Source organism: Chromobacterium sp. Ag138, from assembly GCF_055181315.1.
The window spans coordinates 3,762,172-3,777,173 of record NZ_JBUPWA010000001.1 but is presented as its reverse complement, the minus strand read 5'-3'; the positions used below and the strand labels follow the sequence as shown (position 1 = coordinate 3,777,173).

Here is a 15,002-nt window from a genome sequence, read left to right as displayed (position 1 = left end):
CGCAGAGCCATCTCTGCCCGGATTTGCCGCCGCTTCCCGCCATAGGCGCAACGCAGCGTTCCGCATCAACGAAATCCACGTCAACCGCAGGCCTTCAGGAGAAAACCGTGGCCCCCTTTCCTACACCCGTCACTCAAGTCCGCGTCTACCCCTACATTCCGGATGCGCCCATCATCGTGCCTCCGGTCTTCACCGGCGGCGCCGGCACCTACTCGGTAGGCACGCTGACGACGAACATTTTCTACAACCTGGATCTCACCTCCGGCGAAACCGAAAACGGCGGCCCTCACGCGGGCAACAAGTATTACGCCGTGTGCAAGGATGCTTCCGGCAAGGAATTCACCACGCCGTGGATGACGTGCCTGAAGGCCGGCCCGCAGCCCCAGTTCGGGCGCACCACTCATCTGGGCCATCCTGCGCACCAGACTGGCGCCGACGCCGGCTCCGACGCGGCGGTCGCCAGCCCCGACATCGCCTACCAGATCCATCTGTCGGATATCGCGGTGAATGCCTACGTGCCGCCGACCGAGCCGCTGCTGATCCCGCTGATCGAGGGCGGCAAGGGCATCGCCACTTTCGCCGGCTTGCTGCCGGGAGGCTCGTGGTCGGTCAGCGTGGCTGGCGGCGAGCGCGTGAACCCGCTGCATCCCGGCATGACGGCCACCATTAGCGGTATCAACGTCGCCACCGGGAAGCCGTTCCACATCCCGGCCGTCTTCATCACCAAGGAGGCCGGCGACCCGGCGATCTTCGTGCAGCTGCGCCACCCACGCGAAAGCTGATCGCGGCCTCCCCAGCCGTTCCAGCCTGAAACCGGCGGCCGCATCCGTCACAAGATGCGGCCGCCGGTTTTGTCCAAAGCGGTTTTTCAGCGTGTTTTCAGCCCCGCCGCCCGACGCCGGCGAAAATCCCCACCCGCGCCGGATCAACTTGCGCTACGCTACGCGCCTTGTGCCGAAACGCGCGCGGTCGCCGCGCGGGCAGCAACCGTATTCAGAAGCAGCGCATGCGTATCCAGGAATTCCATCAAGCTCTCGCCGGCATCGGCGCCCGCCCTTGCCATATCGGCCGCATCAACCGCGCCTGGCTCAAGGGGCAGCCCTTGGATGCCGGCACCCGCCATCAGAAAAGCGAAGACTACTTCCCGCTGTCCGTGCGCGACGGCCTGCCGCCCATCGCCGCCCAGGTGGAAGCATTGGCCCGCATCCATTCGCAACACACGGCGGACGATGGCTCGCTGCGGCTATTGGTGGAATTGAACGATGGCCAGATGGTGGAGAGCGTATTGCTGCCTCGCGATGGCTTGTGTGTGTCCAGCCAGGTGGGCTGCGCGGTGGGCTGCACCTTCTGCATGACCGGGAAAAGCGGCTTGCTCCGCCAGCTGGGCAGCGCGGAGATCGCCGCGCAGGTGGCGCTGGCGCGGCGCATCCGTCCGGTGAAAAAAGTGGTGTTCATGGGCATGGGCGAGCCGGCCCACAATATGGAAAACGTGCTGGAGGCCATTCAATGGCTGGGCACAGACGGCAATATCGGCCACAAGAACCTGGTGTTTTCCACCGTGGGCGATCCGCGCGTGTTCGAGCGCCTGCCCCAGCTGCAGGTGAAGCCGGCCTTGGCGCTGTCGCTGCACACCACCCGCGCAGATCTGCGCGAGCAGCTGCTGCCTCGCGCGCCGCGCATCGCGCCGGCCGAACTGGTGGAGCTGGGCGAAGCCTATGCCCGCGCTTCAGGCTATCCCATTCAATACCAGTGGACGCTGCTGGCCGGCGTCAACGACAGCCCGGAAGAGATGGACGCCGCCGCGCGCCTGCTCAAAGGCAAATACGGCGTGCTCAACATCATTCCCTACAACAGCGTGGAGGGCGACGACTACCAGCGTCCCAGCGACGAGCGCATCGCCCAGTTCAAACGCTATCTGCACGACAACGGCGTGCTGACCAAGGTGCGCGACTCCGCCGGCCAGGACGTGGACGGCGGCTGCGGCCAGCTTCGCGCGCGGGCCGCCGGCATCATCGATATCAGCCGGCTGCGAAAACGCCGCGGCGAACCCCGCCCCGGCCAATAAAAACGCCTGCGCCCGGCATGCCGGCCCGGACACAGGCGCTGCTTCAACACACACAGCCGGATGCCTGGGACATCCGGCCATAACGCTTACCTGAGCGGCGATGCGGCGGACGACGCGGCCTGCGGCTTGCCCACCGTGAAGCGCAGGTTCTTCAAGCGGCCCGGCACATCCTTCAGGTCCCCGCTCACCACGCGATACTGGATTCCTCCGGAGGCCGCCGCGCCCAGGCTGGCCGAGCGGGCAGTCTGCGCCTGCGCGCCCAGCGGCTCCACCGGACCGGCCGTGATGGTGTAGGCCGTGGAATCCACCGCGCTGAACACCCCGGTGAACTGCTGCTTGAACTTGCGCTTGGAGATCGAGCCGATGTAGTACTCGATGGTGCTGCGCGAGTACTGGTTCGCCGCCCACGGCCAATCCCATTTCGACGTCGCCGGATTCAGGTATTGCGACAGCAGGTCCTGCGCGCCGTTCAGGCCGTCCTTGCCGCCGAACTTGCTCAGATAGAACGGACGGTTGGACGGGTGGCCGTTCAACGCGTTGTCGCTGTAGCGCAGGAAGTTGTACAGCTCCGCCTCGTAAGTCAGGAACATCTTGGAGGTGTAGGGGATGTTGGCCTTCTGTTCGAACAGCGTCAGCGTGATCAGCCGCTTGCTCTTGGGCGGCAGCACCGCCCGGTATTCGGCGGTTTGCGAAGTGGTGCTGCTGGTGCCGTTGGTGGTGGTCCAGTCCGCGCCGGAGGCGATCTCCACCGCAACCGAGGTCTCGGCCCCGCCGATCAGCGGCAAGCCGCCCGTCCACTTGTTGGTCATCGTCACCTTGCCGCTGACGCTGATCTTGTCGGCCTTCGACCAACTGACCGTGGAGTCGTATTTCAGATTGGCCACGCCGGTGTCGGATTGGTCGCTGTGATTTTCCAGCACCACGGTCACCACCTTCAGCGGCTTCTTGTTGTACAGTTCCGGCGAGCCCAGTTTCATGTCGTCGGGTTCCATCATCCACTGGATGTTGGAAAAAGCCATGCGGAAACGCTTGTCCGCCCAATACCCGCCCGGCCCCTTCGGATCGTATTTGGCGTTCATCATGTAGCGGTATTTGTTGTCGGGCATCGACAGATTGTCCAGCATGGTGTCGATGCGCCAGTATTCAAACTCCTTCCCCACCGCCGTATTGCCGTTGGTATTGCCGCCGACCCAGCCATAACCAAGATAATGCGCCAAGGACGCCCAGGGTTTGAAAAATGCGTCCGACGTCACGATTTTCCGGATGGTGGACTCATTATCCGGGGACATCTCCGTATACACCACGTCGCTGAATTGTGGCACGGTATCCGCCGCCCATGCCTGCTGCTGGCAAGCAATGAACAATATTGAGGCGGGAAGCGTGGCTTTTATCAATTTCATGTTTTATTCCCTGCGTAAGAAATGAGTCAATGCAAGCGCGTCCATCCAATCTGCCAATGGAATGCACCGGCTTTTACGCCACTACAATGCAGAGCAAATACTTTACTCCACATGAAGAATCCTAATCAGCGCCGGATATGCATCGCAATATTTCTTAACGCCGCATTTGTAAACATTTACCTGATTTCATTTACACATTACCAAAATGAAAAACACTAAGTAAAAATGCTTATGTCTTGACGCTAGCTGTGACGGGTTTAAAAACGCTGAAAATCAAGAATCGCCCAGTCTCACCTAGATGCATTGCGCTGCACAAAATCCATCCTTTAGAACAGGTGCCGCATTCGCCACATGATTGTCACACCAGCCGCAGCCGGACAACGCCATATCTGACAGCGAAAATGGACGCAGGCCTTGGTCGAAAGCATTCGCAGCACGCGAATGCCATCCAACGATGACGGGTATTATCGGGAGGGCTGGGCGCAAGCGAGAGACAGCGCCCGCGGTGATAGGGTGGGAGCGCTTAGGGATGCAAGCGCCAGGCTACGCCGAGCAGGGAGGACGCTATATGGCAGTCGGCAAGCTGGCGCGCTTCGCCGCGACGCAGACATCGCGCCGCAGCGCCAGGCATGAGGCAAACGCCAGTCCGTTCCGGCAACAATCGGACTGGCTGCGCCATCACCGGGAGGGAGTATGGATATCGTCTGGATTCAACAACCGGTGCTTCACTCCCAGCTGCATCAGGGAAAGCAGATATTCCTTGGTGAATACCAGCGATCCTTCCCATTCCGATCCTTTCTCGCCGACGATCACCGGGCTGGTGACCAGCACCTGATCGCCCTGAATCACATCCAGAGCATAATCATCGTCCGCTATTTCCTTGACAAGTCTGCTTGGATTCATCACTGTTGCTCCTAGTGGGATTTTCCTGCATCGTTCAGTACTGACTCAAACTGCCTTGCGGCATGAAAAAAAGTCTTACGACGCCAAGATATCTCATGCCGCGCCGGCAAATAAGTACAGATTTCTGTAATCTTTCCTCTTCCTGTCCCAAAAGCCGAGCAAAAACCGAGCAACGGCGAAAATTTGCGCGCCCAAACGAACAAAGCCGGCTTGCGCCGGCTTCCTTGCTCCTAGCCCCTCAAATCGAGCCAACCGCAAGCTGAGCGGTCTTCTCTCTCTCCAGATACACGCTGTATAGGAAGATCACGATGAAGCTGGCCATGGGGATCGCATACGCCAGCGGCGTGCCATAGCGGTCGGACACATAACCCATCAAATAGGGATAAACGGCCCCGCCGCTCACCGACATCGCCAGGATGGAGCTCGCGCGCTTGGTCTGGCGCTCCAGGCCCTTGATCGCGAGCGAGAAAATGGTGGGGAACATGATGGACATGAAGAAGAACATCAGAGTCAACGCGCCCACCGCGATGGCCCCGCCCGTGGCCACCACCACCAGCGACAGCAGAATGTCGGCAAAGGCGAACAGCATCAGCAAGCGGCCGGCGGACAAACGGCCAATGGCGAAAGTGCCGACGAAGCGCCCCGCCATGAACAGCATCATCGCCAGCGACAGCAGCCAGGCCGCGGACTGCGCGTTCAGCCGCATGCCGCTCTCCATCGCGTAATTGATGAAGAAAGCCCCAATCCCGACCTGGGCCGCCACGTAAAGGAACTGCGCCAGCACCCCGAACACGAAGCGCCCGTTGCGGATCAACGGCCGTCCCTGCTCTCGCTCCGCGGCCTCATACCGCCCCACATCCGGCATCGGCGTTCTGGCGATGGCCAGCGCCAGCAGCGCTACGAATGCGGCGATCCACACGTAGACCTGCATCACCATATCGTGCTGCGCGCCCGAAGGCGCGCTATTGCCCAGTTTGAAGAAGAAGGCTCCGCCAATCAGCGGCCCCACCACGGTGCCCAGTCCGCAAAAAGCCTGAGCCATGTTCAGCCGCCGCTCGGAGCGGTTTTCATCGCCCAGCAGAGAAATATAGGGGTTGGCGGTGGTTTCTAAAAAACCCGACCCGCACGCCAGCACGAACAGCGACAACACGAAAGCCAGGAAGCTGGCGTTCAGCAGCGACGGGATGAACAGCAGCGCGCCGACGGCGAAAAAGCATAGCCCGGCGATCAGCCCGCGCTTGTAGCCGAAGCGCTCGTTGAACAGGGCCGCCGGAATGGCGATCACGAAATAGGCCAGGAAATAAGCGGTCTGCAGCCAGCCGGAATCCGCCTTGGACAACTGCATGGCTTGCTGGAAATGCTTGTTCAGCACATCCAGCAGGCCGTAGGACATGCCCCACAGGAAGAAGGTGCAGGTCACCAGGATGATGGTTTTTCTCAACAGCGCGTCATCACGATTCATCATTTGCTTTCTTGTTTTCTCACGCCTTGAACAGCGCGGCGTCCCGCGTCAGCCCGTTGCTCTGCCAGGCCGCGTCGAACTTGCGCAGGCTCTGCTCGATGTCCTCGCTGGACGCGTGGAGCTGCTGGAACACCTCCACCGGCAGCGTGACCGCGGCCACCCCGGTTTGCGCGCAGCGCAGGAACTGCTCCACCGTTTTGACCGCCGCCGCCAGAATGGCGGTCTGGTAGCCGTAAGCGTCCAGCAGCCGCTGAGACTGCTCCAGCACCTCGAAGGCGTTGCCGGTGGAAAGCTCGATCCGGTTCACATACGGCGCCGCGTAGCTGGCGCCGGCCAGCGCCGCCAGCGCCAGCTGCCGGGTCTCGAAAATGGTGGTCGCCAGCGTGGCGATGCCCTCGCGCTCCAGAATCGACATCGCGCGGAAGCCATCGCCCGCGGCCGGAATCTTGACTACCATCCTGGGGCTGATGCCGGCGATGCGCCTGGCCTGCGCCAGCATGCCGTCCAGCCCGCGCGCCACCACCTGCACCGCCAGCGGACCGCTCTGGGCGTCCAGTATCTCGCCCAGCACCGCCGCCACATCCCGGTTGGACGTCGCCAGTATCGACGGATTCGTCGTCACGCCGGCCAGCACGCCCATGGCCTGGGCCTTGCGGATGGCGTCAATGTCTATCGTGTCCAGCCATATCTTCATTTGTTTGCACCACTCGCCACGGAAAAAGGATAAATATTGCGCGCGCTCAGCTTGCCGATCACAAAGCCCAGCTGGCACAGCGACCGGCAATGGAGCCGCTCCTTGATATTCTTGATGTGCTTGTTGACCGCGTCGCTGGTGATGTCCAGCGAAACGGCCGCTTCGGCGCAGGACGCCCCGCTCACAAGTTCGCGCATCAGCGCCACTTCCTTCTTGGTCAGATAGGCCTTGTGGTCCGCGTCGCCCAGATAGATGCGGGACACGTCGCGGCGGTCCATCAGGCTGTAGAAGTCGGAAACCAGCATGTCGTGGTTGATGTCGCTGTCCAGGATCAGCTTGCCCTTGGCCGATTCCGGCAGGTAGATCCGGTCATGGCCAGCGGATTCGATCACGTCGTGCAGCTTGTACTTGAACAGCGAGACGAACTGGTGCAAGTAAGCCATCTTGCCGGCCAGATAATCGTTGTTGACGCTGTTGTCGTAAACCGAGCCGAAATGGAAGAAGTCGCAGTAACCCTCGCTGCGCTCGATCAGCGTCACGCCGTTGTCGATGCCGAACAGCGCCGCCGCCGAATAAATGGGTTCGCGATTCAGCCAGTTCCAGAACACGTAACCGTCGGTGAAATTGTCCGAATCCTTCTCGAACACCGCCAGCTGGAACATTTCCTGTCGCCAATAATGCTGAATCCAATCCGGAGAATTGGTCAAGGCGATGCGGGAGCCGTCGGCGTAATGCCGATCGAAAGTGAAATAAGCGATTTTCAGGCTGCGCAGCGGCCGGGTGAATTCCATCACCGCGTCAGTGGCGGTGAATGACGCGTTGGTTGCGTAAAACCTGTCGCTTTGAAAATTGATGCCTGTCGTCATCGCATACCCGGCGGTTTCCGGCCTGCGTGGCATTTCCTCTGCCGCCCGCGCAGATTCGAGTCGATATAATCAGAAATAAAACTGTTCATATGGCTACAAATTACGCTTTGGAATTCTTTAAGAAAAACGAATCATATCACCAAAACTCAAACCGGAATCCATCAATAAATTCACATTTTCAGCAACCATTCATATGCCAACAAACATATTGACAACATAAATCGCCATCGCTCTCGGCTCGCGAGATATCCATCGCAAAAACAGACTTTTCCCGTCACCGCGGATTGCGTAATACTCAGGCCTTTCGTTTGCCTCCGGATTCGATATGCGCCGTTTTCCCGCCCTCGCCGCCCTGCTATTGTCTATGGCCGGATGCCGCCGCGGTTCCGCCAGAGCCCGGCGCAGTCAGCCGCGCGGCCTCTGTTCCCGAGGGCGTGGAGGTCAAGGGCACGCTGGTGACGGCCATTTTCAAAAAAACCAAGTAAGTGATTCTGGCAAGAACTAGTTTTTCTCCCGCAGTTTGCAAAGGATCATGCATTAACTGGGCCTCCTCTCCCGCGCGAACGGAAAACGGAGGCCAACCGATCACCGACATCAAGGCAAACACCATGAACATCGCCCATTACGCCAAAACCCGCTACACCACCAAAGCCTTCGACCCCGGCTTCAAGCTGAGCCCGGACCAGGTCGAGCAGATCGAAGCGCTGCTGCGCCACAGCCCCTCGTCCACCAATTCCCAACCCTGGCACTTCTTCATCGCCGGCAGCGACGAAGGCAAGGCCCGCGTCGCCAAGGCCACCGCCGATGGCTATGCCTTCAACCACGCCAAGGTGCTCAACGCCTCCCACGTGGTGGTATTCTGCACCCGCATCGCGCTGGACGATGCCTACCTGCAGACGCTGCTGGACCAGGAAGAACGCGACGGCCGCTTCGCCGGCGCCGAAGCCCGCGCAGGCCAGCTCAAGACACGCTCGCTCTTCGCCGACATGCATCGCTTCGAGCTGCGCGATGCCTCGCATTGGCTGGAAAAGCAGGTTTATCTGGCCGTCGGCACCCTGCTGTTGGGCGCGGCGGCGCTGGAAATCGACGCCTGCCCGATCGAAGGCTTCGACCAGCGGGCGCTGAGCGAAGAATTGGGATTGCGGGAGAAGGGATTGGTCGCCTCGGTGATCGTCGCGCTGGGCCGCCGCTCGGAAAAAGACTTCAACGCCAAGCTGCCGAAGTCCCGCTTGCCGGCCGACGCCGTCATCACCCGGCTGTGACTTTGCCGCGCCGCCCCGGCGGCGGCGCCGGAGACATCGCGATGAACATCCAGGGAATCGATCACTTCACGATACGCGCCGCCAACCTGGAAACCAGCGCGGCCTTTTATCAGCGGGTGCTGGGCCTGAGCGACGGCCCGCGCCCGGGCTTCCGCTTTCCCGGAAAATGGTTGTACGCCGGCGGCAGGCCGGTGCTGCACCTGGTGGCGGCAAGCGCGGACAATGCCGAGCTGGAAGCTTATCTGGGCGGCCGCGAAGCCAGGGCCGGCTCCGGCCGCGTCGACCACATCGCGCTGCGCGGGCAAAACCTGATGGACATGCAGATGCGGCTGCTGTCGCTGGGACAGCACTTCCACGAGCGCGTGGTGCCGGAACTGGGCGAACACCAGTTGTTCATCGACGATCCGGACGGCGTCAGGATAGAGCTGATCTTCTCCTACTCCCCCGAAAATCAGATGGCCGGCGAGCCGCTGCCGCGGCTAGGCATCCAGAACTGACCGCTCGGCCTCTCAGCCGCGCGATCCCTCCAGTCCGCCGCCCAGCGCGCGATACAACGCCGCCATGTTTTCCGCCTCGGCCAGGTTGGCGCTGATCCACTGCTGGCGCGCCGCCTGCGCCGCCCGCTGCGCCTCCAGCAGGCTCAGGTAGCCATCCAATCCTTGCCGATAGCGCGCCTCCGCCAGCCGCAGCGATGCTTCCGCGCTGGCCAGCGTCGCCTGCCGCGCCTGTCTTTCCTCCGCCAGCGCCTGGCGCTGGCTCAAGGCGTCAGCCACTTCGCGAAAGCCGTTCTGCAAGGCTTTCTCGTAGGCGGCCAGCGCCGCCAGCCGCTGCGCCTCCGCCTGATCGACTCCGGCTCGTGCCGCGCCGCCGTCCAACAATGGCAGGCTGGCGTCCAGCGCCAGGCTCAAGACCCGCGCAGGCGCGTTCAGCAAGCCGGCCAGCGTCACGCCGCTGAGTCCTGAGCTGGCGCTGAGTCCCAGCCTCGGCCACATGCCCGCCCGCGCGGCGTCCACATCCGCATCGGCGGCCCGCAGCAGGTTTTCCGCCTGGCGGACATCCGGCCGGCGCAGCAAGGCATCGGCCGGCGCATCCACCGGCAATGCCGCCAGCGTGTACGGTTTGTCCTCCAGCGCCGCCGGCAACCTCGCCTCGTCAAGCTCCGCGCCGACCAGCAATTGCAACGCCAGCCGGTCCCGTTCCGCCAGCCCCTGGTAACGGGCGACATCGGCCCGCGCCTGCTGCGCCACGGTATTCATCGAACTGACGTCCAGCGCCGAAGCCGCGCCCAGCCGCAGCCGCTCCCGCGTCAGCGCCAATGAATGCTCAGCGCTTTGCCGCGTCGTCCGCGCCGCCGCCAGCTGGCTGTGGTCGGCGGCCAAGGCCAGGTAGGCATTGGCGGTTTCCGCGATCAGGCTGACCCGGGCCGCCTGCGCGCCGGCCTCGCTGGCCAGGTAACGCTGCCACTGCGCGTCGCTCAGGCTCTTCACCCGGCCGAACAGGTCCAGCTCGAACGCGCTGACGCCCAGGCCGGCGCTGACGCCGCGACTATCCGCCGCCAGCGACGGATCGCCGCTCCTGGTCAACTGCCGATTGGCATTGCCCTGCAGCTGCATGGTCGGCAGCCTCGCCGCGTCCTGCATCCGGTACTGCGCGCGCGCCGCCTGGACATTGGCGACAGCCGCGCGCAAATCGCGGTTGTTGGCCAATGCCTGGGCGATGGTTTCGCGCAGGCCCTCGTCGACGAAGAAGCGCCGCCAGGCCATATCGGCCTGCCCGCTTTCCGCGTCCGCCGCCGGCCAATGCGCCGGCACCGGCGCGGCGGGCCGCCGGTAATCCAGCTGCGGCGACGCGCAGCCTGCCAAAACCGCGCCTATCAATAAGCAGAAAACGCGCTTCATGGCCGCGCCTCCGCCAGTTTCAAACGCCGCTGCGCGACTTGCCCCGCCAGGCCGCGTATCAGCAGATGCGCCAGCGGCACGAAAAACAGCGTCAGCAGCGTGGCCGACACCACGCCGCCCAGCACCGCCGCGCCGATCGCATTCTGGCTGCCGGCGCCCGGCCCGCCAGCCCAGACCAGCGGCGCCACGCCGACGCCGAAAGCCAGCGAGGTCATCAGGATGGGCCGCAGCCGCTGGCGGGCGGCGGCCAGCGCCGCCTCCAGCGGAGCCGCGCCCCGCCGGATCGCCGCCTCGGCGAACTCGATGATCAGGATGGCGTTCTTGGCCGAGAGGCCTATCGTCGTCAGCAGGCCCACCTGGAAATAGATGTCGTTGGACAGGCCGCGCGCCATCACCGCCAGCACCGCGCCCAGCACGCCCAGCGGAATCGCGGTCATGGCGGCGCAAGGCACCAGCCAGCTTTCGTACAGCGCCGCCAGGCACAGGAAAACGAACAATATCGACACCGCGTACAGCAGCGGCGTCTGGCCGCTGGACAGCCGGTCCTGATAGGACAGGCCGCTCCATTCGTACTGGGTGCCCGGCAACTTGCCGGCTATTGCTTCCACCGCCTTCATCGCTTCGCCGGAACTGATTCCGGCGGCGGCCGATCCCGACAAGGGCAGCGCCGGCAGGCCGTTATAGCGGTTCAGCTGCGCCGGACCGTATTCCCAGCGCGCGCGGACGAAGGCGGAAAACGGCGTCATCGCGCCATCCGCGCCGCGGACGAACCACAGGCCCAAATCCTCAGGCTTGGAACGATACGGCGCGTCGGCCTGCATCATCACCTTCTTCACCCGGCCGCGGTCGATGAAGTCATTGATGTAGCGCCCGCCCCAGGCCGCGCCCAGCGTGTCGGCGATATTGGCCGGATCCAGCCCCAGCGCGGCGGCCTTGCTTTGGTCCACATCCAGCCGCAGCTGCGGCTTGTCGTCGGCGGCGCCGGAACGCACCGCGCTCAGCCTGTCGTCGCCCTGGGCGGCCTTCAGCAGCTGATCACGCGCCTTGGCGAGATGCTCGCGGCCCTGGCCCGACGCGTCCTGCAGCCAGAATTCGAAACCATTGGTCTGCCCCAGCCCGCCTATCGGCGGCAGCACCATGCCGAATACCTCGGCGTCGCGCTGCGAAGCCAGCGCGGCGGTGGCGCGGTCGGCTATCGCCTGGGCGCTGTTCTCTTGGCCGCGCCGCTGCGACCAATCCTTCAGCGCGACGAAGGCCATGCCGGCGTTTTGTCCCGAACCGCCGAAGCTGAAGCCGGACAGCATGTACACCGACTCGACATTGGCCTTCTCAGTCTCCAGAAAATGCTTTTCCACCGCGCGCGCCACCTTGTCCGCGCGCTCATGGGTGGCCCCAGTGGGCAGCGTGAACTGCACCATCACCGTGCCCTGGTCCTCGTCCGGGATGAAGGCCGTCGGCAGCCTCGGATACAGCGCCGCCAAGCTGGCCGCCAGCGCCAGGTAAACCAGCGCACCGCGCAGCGGCCGATGAAGCCAGCCCGGCAGCCAGCGACCGGCATAGATCGATTGCAGGCTCTGGAAACGGCGCTCGAACGCCGCCAGCGGGCCGCGTTCAGACGGCGCATGCGGCCGCAGCAGCGTCGCGCACAAGGCAGGCGTCAGCGTCAGCGCGGTCAGCACCGACAGCGCCATCGCCGCGACGATGGTGATGGAGAACTGGCGGTAGATGACGCCGACCGAGCCGCCGAAGAAGGCCATCGGCAGGAACACCGCGCCCAGCACCAGGCCGATGCCGACCAGCGCGCCGCCGATCTCGCCCATCGAGCGGACCGTGGCCGCGCGCGCGTCCAGCCCCTCCTCGCTCATCACCCGCTCGACGTTCTCCACCACCACGATGGCGTCATCGACCAACAAGCCGATGGCCAGCACCATGCCGAACAAGGTCAACGTATTGATACCGAAACCGGCGGCTGCCAGCACGCCGAAGGTGCCCAGCAGCACCACCGGCACCGTCAGCGCCGGAATCAGCGTGGCGCGCCAGTTGCGCAGGAAAACGTACATCACCAGCACCACCAGCGCCACGGCCTCCAGCAACGTCTCCATCACCGCGCGTATCGACAGCCGGACGAAGTGGGTGGTGTCTTCCGGATAGGCGACGCGGATGCCTTGTGGGAAATTGCGCTGCAGTTCGGCGACGCGGGCCTTCACCGCCTCGGCGGTGGCCAGCGCGTTGGCGCCCGGCGCCAGCATCACCGCCAGGCCCGAGGCCGGGTGGCCGTTCAGCCGCGAGCTGCTGCTGTAGTCCTCCTGCCCCAGTTCCACCCGCGCCACATCGCCCAGCCGCACCGCGCCGCCGTCCGGCAGCGCCTTGAGCACGATCTCGCGAAACTGCTCCGGCGTGGACAACCTCGACCAGGCGGTGACCATCGCGTTCAGCTGCTGGCCCGGCGGCGACGGCAAAGCGCCCAGCTCACCGACCGAGACCTCGGTGTTCTGCTTGGAGATGGCGGCGCTAACGTCGGACGGAATCAGGCCGTAGCTGTTCAGCTTGTGCGGGTCCAGCCACACGCGCATCGCGTACGGCGCGCCGAAGGCCCGCACCGAGCCGACGCCGTTCACCCGGCTCAGCGGGTCCTGCACATTGCTGGCCAGCCAGTCGGCGATGTCGGTGTCGCTGCGCTGGCCGCTGACATCATAAAAGGAGGCGATCAGCAGGAAGTCGCCCTGCATCTTCTGCACCGACAAGCCGTTCTGCTGCACCTGCTGCGGCAGCCGCGCCAGCATCTGGCTTACCTTGTTCTGCACCTGCACCTGAGCGGTGTCGGGGTTGGAGTCCTGGCGGAAGGTGAGCATGATCTCGGCCTGGCCGGACGAAGAGCTGGTAGAGCTGAAGTACATCAGGTTGTCCAGGCCCTTCAGCTCCTGCTCCAGCACCTGGATCACGCTGGTCTCCACCACCTGGGCCGACGCGCCAGGATAGCTGGCGCTGACCATCACCGTCGGCGGAGCGATGTCCGGATATTGCGACACCGGCAGCGCGCGCAGCGCGAACAGGCCGGCCAGCATGATGACGATGGCCAGCACCCAGGCGAACACCGGACGGCCTATGAAGAAACGCGCCAGCATCGCTCAGCTCCTCCCGGCCAGGGCCGGCAAGGCCACCGGCGTCGCCTCCTCGCCTGGGCGGGCCCGCTGCAGGCCGTCGACGATCAGCCGATCGCCGGCCTTCAGCCCCGTCGTCACCAGCCAGTAGGCACCGTGGGTGCCTTCGGTCGTCAATACCCGCTGCTCGACCTTGTCGCCGGAACCCAGCACCAACGCGGTGGCGCGGCCCTTGTCGTCTCGCGCCACGCCCTGCTGCGGCGCCAATACCACCTGGCGGCGCACGCCCTGCTCCAGCTCGGCGCGCACATACATGCCGGGCAGCAGCAGTCCCTCGGGATTGGGGAATTCGGCGCGCAGCGTCACCGCGCCGGAGACGCGGTCCACGTTCAACTCGGTGAAGCGCAGCTTGCCGGGATGCCGGTACGGCGCGCCGTCCTCCAGCTTGAGCCTGGCGGCCGCGCCGGCGGGCTCAAGCTCGCCGTCGGCCTGACGGCGCTTGAATGCCAGCAAATCCTGGCTGGACTGGACGATGTCGACGTACATCGGGTCCAGCTGCTGGATGGTGGCCAGCGCCGCGCTCTGGCCCGAAGTGACCAAAGCGCCCTCGCTGACGACGGAGCGGCCGATGCGGCCCGAGATCGGCGCCAGCACGCGGGTGCGCGACAAATCCACCCTGGCCGCGGCCACCGCCGCCTCGCCGGCTTTTACCGCCGCCAGGCCCTTGCGATAGTCTGCGTCCGCCTCCTCGCGCTCCTGGCGGCTGACGCCGTCTATCTTGGCCAATTCGGCATAGCGCTCGGCGCGGCCCTTGAGGCTGCCCAACGCGGCGCGGGCGGACGCCAGCGTCGCCTCAGCCTGCTGCAACGCCGCCTGATAGCCGGCCGGGTCGATCTGGTACAGCAGGTCGCCGGCCTTGACCAGGCTGCCTTCGGTGAAATAGCGCTTCAGCACGATGCCGCTCACCTGCGGCCTGACCTCGGCGCTGCGGTAGGCGACGGTGCGGCCGGCCAATTCGGCCCTTACCGCCACATCCTTCGCCTCCAGCTTCACCACGCCCACCTCGGGCGGTTTGCCCGCCTCCGGCGCTGGCTCCTTCCCACCGCAGCCGGCCAGGCCCGCCGCCATCGCAACAACCGTCAATATCCGCATATTCCAGTGCATTCCGGCCGCGGAAACGGGAACCATCCCCCCATCAGATTCGCGCGCGGACGCATGCCGTCATCGCAAAGCGGGCTTGGCGGCTCTCGTTCCGGGCTCAATCGAGTCCAGTGTCCAAGCGACGGCCGGGCACGGGCGAAACGCCCTCCGCTCGTCCGCCGCTCGCATGAGCTTGCAGGCGGATTCCCCG

General features: G+C 64.3%; 12 protein-coding genes. 4 read left to right on the top strand and 8 right to left on the bottom strand.

Going from position 1 to position 15,002, the window contains the following annotated elements; translation table 11 throughout:
- The first annotated feature begins 107 nt into the window (after window positions 1-107).
- Window positions 108-782 carry a hypothetical protein gene (locus tag ACY3GB_RS17670; protein WP_463089887.1) on the top strand — a complete coding sequence of 225 codons (675 nt, stop codon included), beginning with the start codon at window positions 108-110 and terminating at the stop codon, window positions 780-782.
- A 224-nt stretch (window positions 783-1,006) separates the two neighbouring features.
- Window positions 1,007-2,065, top strand: a complete 1,059-nt coding sequence (locus ACY3GB_RS17665; RefSeq protein ID WP_463089886.1) for an RNA methyltransferase — start codon at window positions 1,007-1,009, stop codon at window positions 2,063-2,065.
- Between the two features lie 86 nt (window positions 2,066-2,151).
- Here ACY3GB_RS17665 and ACY3GB_RS17660 read toward each other — a convergent pair whose 3' ends face one another.
- From ACY3GB_RS17660 to ACY3GB_RS17640, 5 genes are all read right to left on the bottom strand, one after another.
- On the bottom strand, window positions 2,152-3,465 hold the full coding sequence (locus ACY3GB_RS17660) for an aerolysin family beta-barrel pore-forming toxin (protein ID WP_463089885.1): 1,314 nt from the start codon (window positions 3,463-3,465) through the stop codon (window positions 2,152-2,154).
- 678 nt (window positions 3,466-4,143) lie between these two features.
- On the bottom strand, window positions 4,144-4,368 hold the full coding sequence (locus tag ACY3GB_RS17655; RefSeq protein ID WP_463089884.1) for a hypothetical protein: 225 nt from the start codon (window positions 4,366-4,368) through the stop codon (window positions 4,144-4,146).
- A 238-nt stretch (window positions 4,369-4,606) separates the two neighbouring features.
- Complete coding sequence (locus tag ACY3GB_RS17650) at window positions 4,607-5,833, bottom strand: sugar MFS transporter (protein ID WP_463089883.1); 1,227 nt, start codon at window positions 5,831-5,833, stop codon at window positions 4,607-4,609.
- Window positions 5,834-5,849: 16 nt separating this feature from the next.
- Window positions 5,850-6,524, bottom strand: a complete 675-nt coding sequence (locus ACY3GB_RS17645) for a transaldolase family protein (protein WP_463089882.1) — start codon at window positions 6,522-6,524, stop codon at window positions 5,850-5,852.
- Entirely contained in the window at window positions 6,521-7,315 is a 795-nt protein-coding gene (locus ACY3GB_RS17640) for a helix-turn-helix transcriptional regulator (protein WP_463089881.1), read from the bottom strand. Before ACY3GB_RS17640 ends, ACY3GB_RS17645 begins: the two co-directional genes overlap by 4 nt.
- 683 nt (window positions 7,316-7,998) lie before the next feature.
- Between ACY3GB_RS17640 and nfsB the strand changes: the two genes are divergently transcribed.
- On the top strand, window positions 7,999-8,652 hold the full coding sequence (gene nfsB, locus ACY3GB_RS17635; RefSeq protein ID WP_463089880.1) for an oxygen-insensitive NAD(P)H nitroreductase: 654 nt from the start codon (window positions 7,999-8,001) through the stop codon (window positions 8,650-8,652).
- A gap of 41 nt (window positions 8,653-8,693) precedes the next feature.
- Entirely contained in the window at window positions 8,694-9,149 is a 456-nt protein-coding gene (locus ACY3GB_RS17630; protein ID WP_463089879.1) for a VOC family protein, read from the top strand.
- Window positions 9,150-9,161: 12 nt separating this feature from the next.
- Here ACY3GB_RS17630 and ACY3GB_RS17625 read toward each other — a convergent pair whose 3' ends face one another.
- The 3 genes from ACY3GB_RS17625 to ACY3GB_RS17615 are packed head-to-tail and all read right to left on the bottom strand — an operon-like array spanning window position 9,162 to window position 14,803.
- On the bottom strand, window positions 9,162-10,550 hold the full coding sequence (locus ACY3GB_RS17625; protein ID WP_463089878.1) for an efflux transporter outer membrane subunit: 1,389 nt from the start codon (window positions 10,548-10,550) through the stop codon (window positions 9,162-9,164).
- Window positions 10,547-13,675, bottom strand: a complete 3,129-nt coding sequence (locus tag ACY3GB_RS17620) for an efflux RND transporter permease subunit (protein WP_463089877.1) — start codon at window positions 13,673-13,675, stop codon at window positions 10,547-10,549. The genes ACY3GB_RS17625 and ACY3GB_RS17620 overlap by 4 nt, the downstream gene beginning before the upstream one ends.
- A 3-nt stretch (window positions 13,676-13,678) precedes the next feature.
- A complete protein-coding gene (locus tag ACY3GB_RS17615; protein ID WP_463089876.1) occupies window positions 13,679-14,803 on the bottom strand; it encodes an efflux RND transporter periplasmic adaptor subunit in 1,125 nt (374 codons plus the stop codon).
- Window positions 14,804-15,002 lie beyond the last annotated feature (199 nt).

Excerpts from the sequence above, each read along its gene's own strand:
- ACY3GB_RS17630 (WP_463089879.1), top strand. The coding sequence starts at position 8,694 with ATGAACATCCAGGGAATCGATCACTTCACGATACGCGCCGCCAACCTG.
- ACY3GB_RS17615 (WP_463089876.1), bottom strand. The coding sequence starts at position 14,803 with ATGCGGATATTGACGGTTGTTGCGATGGCGGCGGGCCTGGCCGGCTGC.
- ACY3GB_RS17650 (WP_463089883.1), bottom strand. The coding sequence starts at position 5,833 with ATGATGAATCGTGATGACGCGCTGTTGAGAAAAACCATCATCCTGGTG.
- ACY3GB_RS17645 (WP_463089882.1), bottom strand. The coding sequence starts at position 6,524 with ATGAAGATATGGCTGGACACGATAGACATTGACGCCATCCGCAAGGCC.
- ACY3GB_RS17620 (WP_463089877.1), bottom strand. The coding sequence starts at position 13,675 with ATGCTGGCGCGTTTCTTCATAGGCCGTCCGGTGTTCGCCTGGGTGCTG.
- nfsB (WP_463089880.1), top strand. The coding sequence starts at position 7,999 with ATGAACATCGCCCATTACGCCAAAACCCGCTACACCACCAAAGCCTTC.
- ACY3GB_RS17625 (WP_463089878.1), bottom strand. The coding sequence starts at position 10,550 with ATGAAGCGCGTTTTCTGCTTATTGATAGGCGCGGTTTTGGCAGGCTGC.
- ACY3GB_RS17660 (WP_463089885.1), bottom strand. The coding sequence starts at position 3,465 with ATGAAATTGATAAAAGCCACGCTTCCCGCCTCAATATTGTTCATTGCT.
- ACY3GB_RS17655 (WP_463089884.1), bottom strand. The coding sequence starts at position 4,368 with ATGAATCCAAGCAGACTTGTCAAGGAAATAGCGGACGATGATTATGCT.
- ACY3GB_RS17665 (WP_463089886.1), top strand. The coding sequence starts at position 1,007 with ATGCGTATCCAGGAATTCCATCAAGCTCTCGCCGGCATCGGCGCCCGC.
- ACY3GB_RS17640 (WP_463089881.1), bottom strand. The coding sequence starts at position 7,315 with ATGGAATTCACCCGGCCGCTGCGCAGCCTGAAAATCGCTTATTTCACT.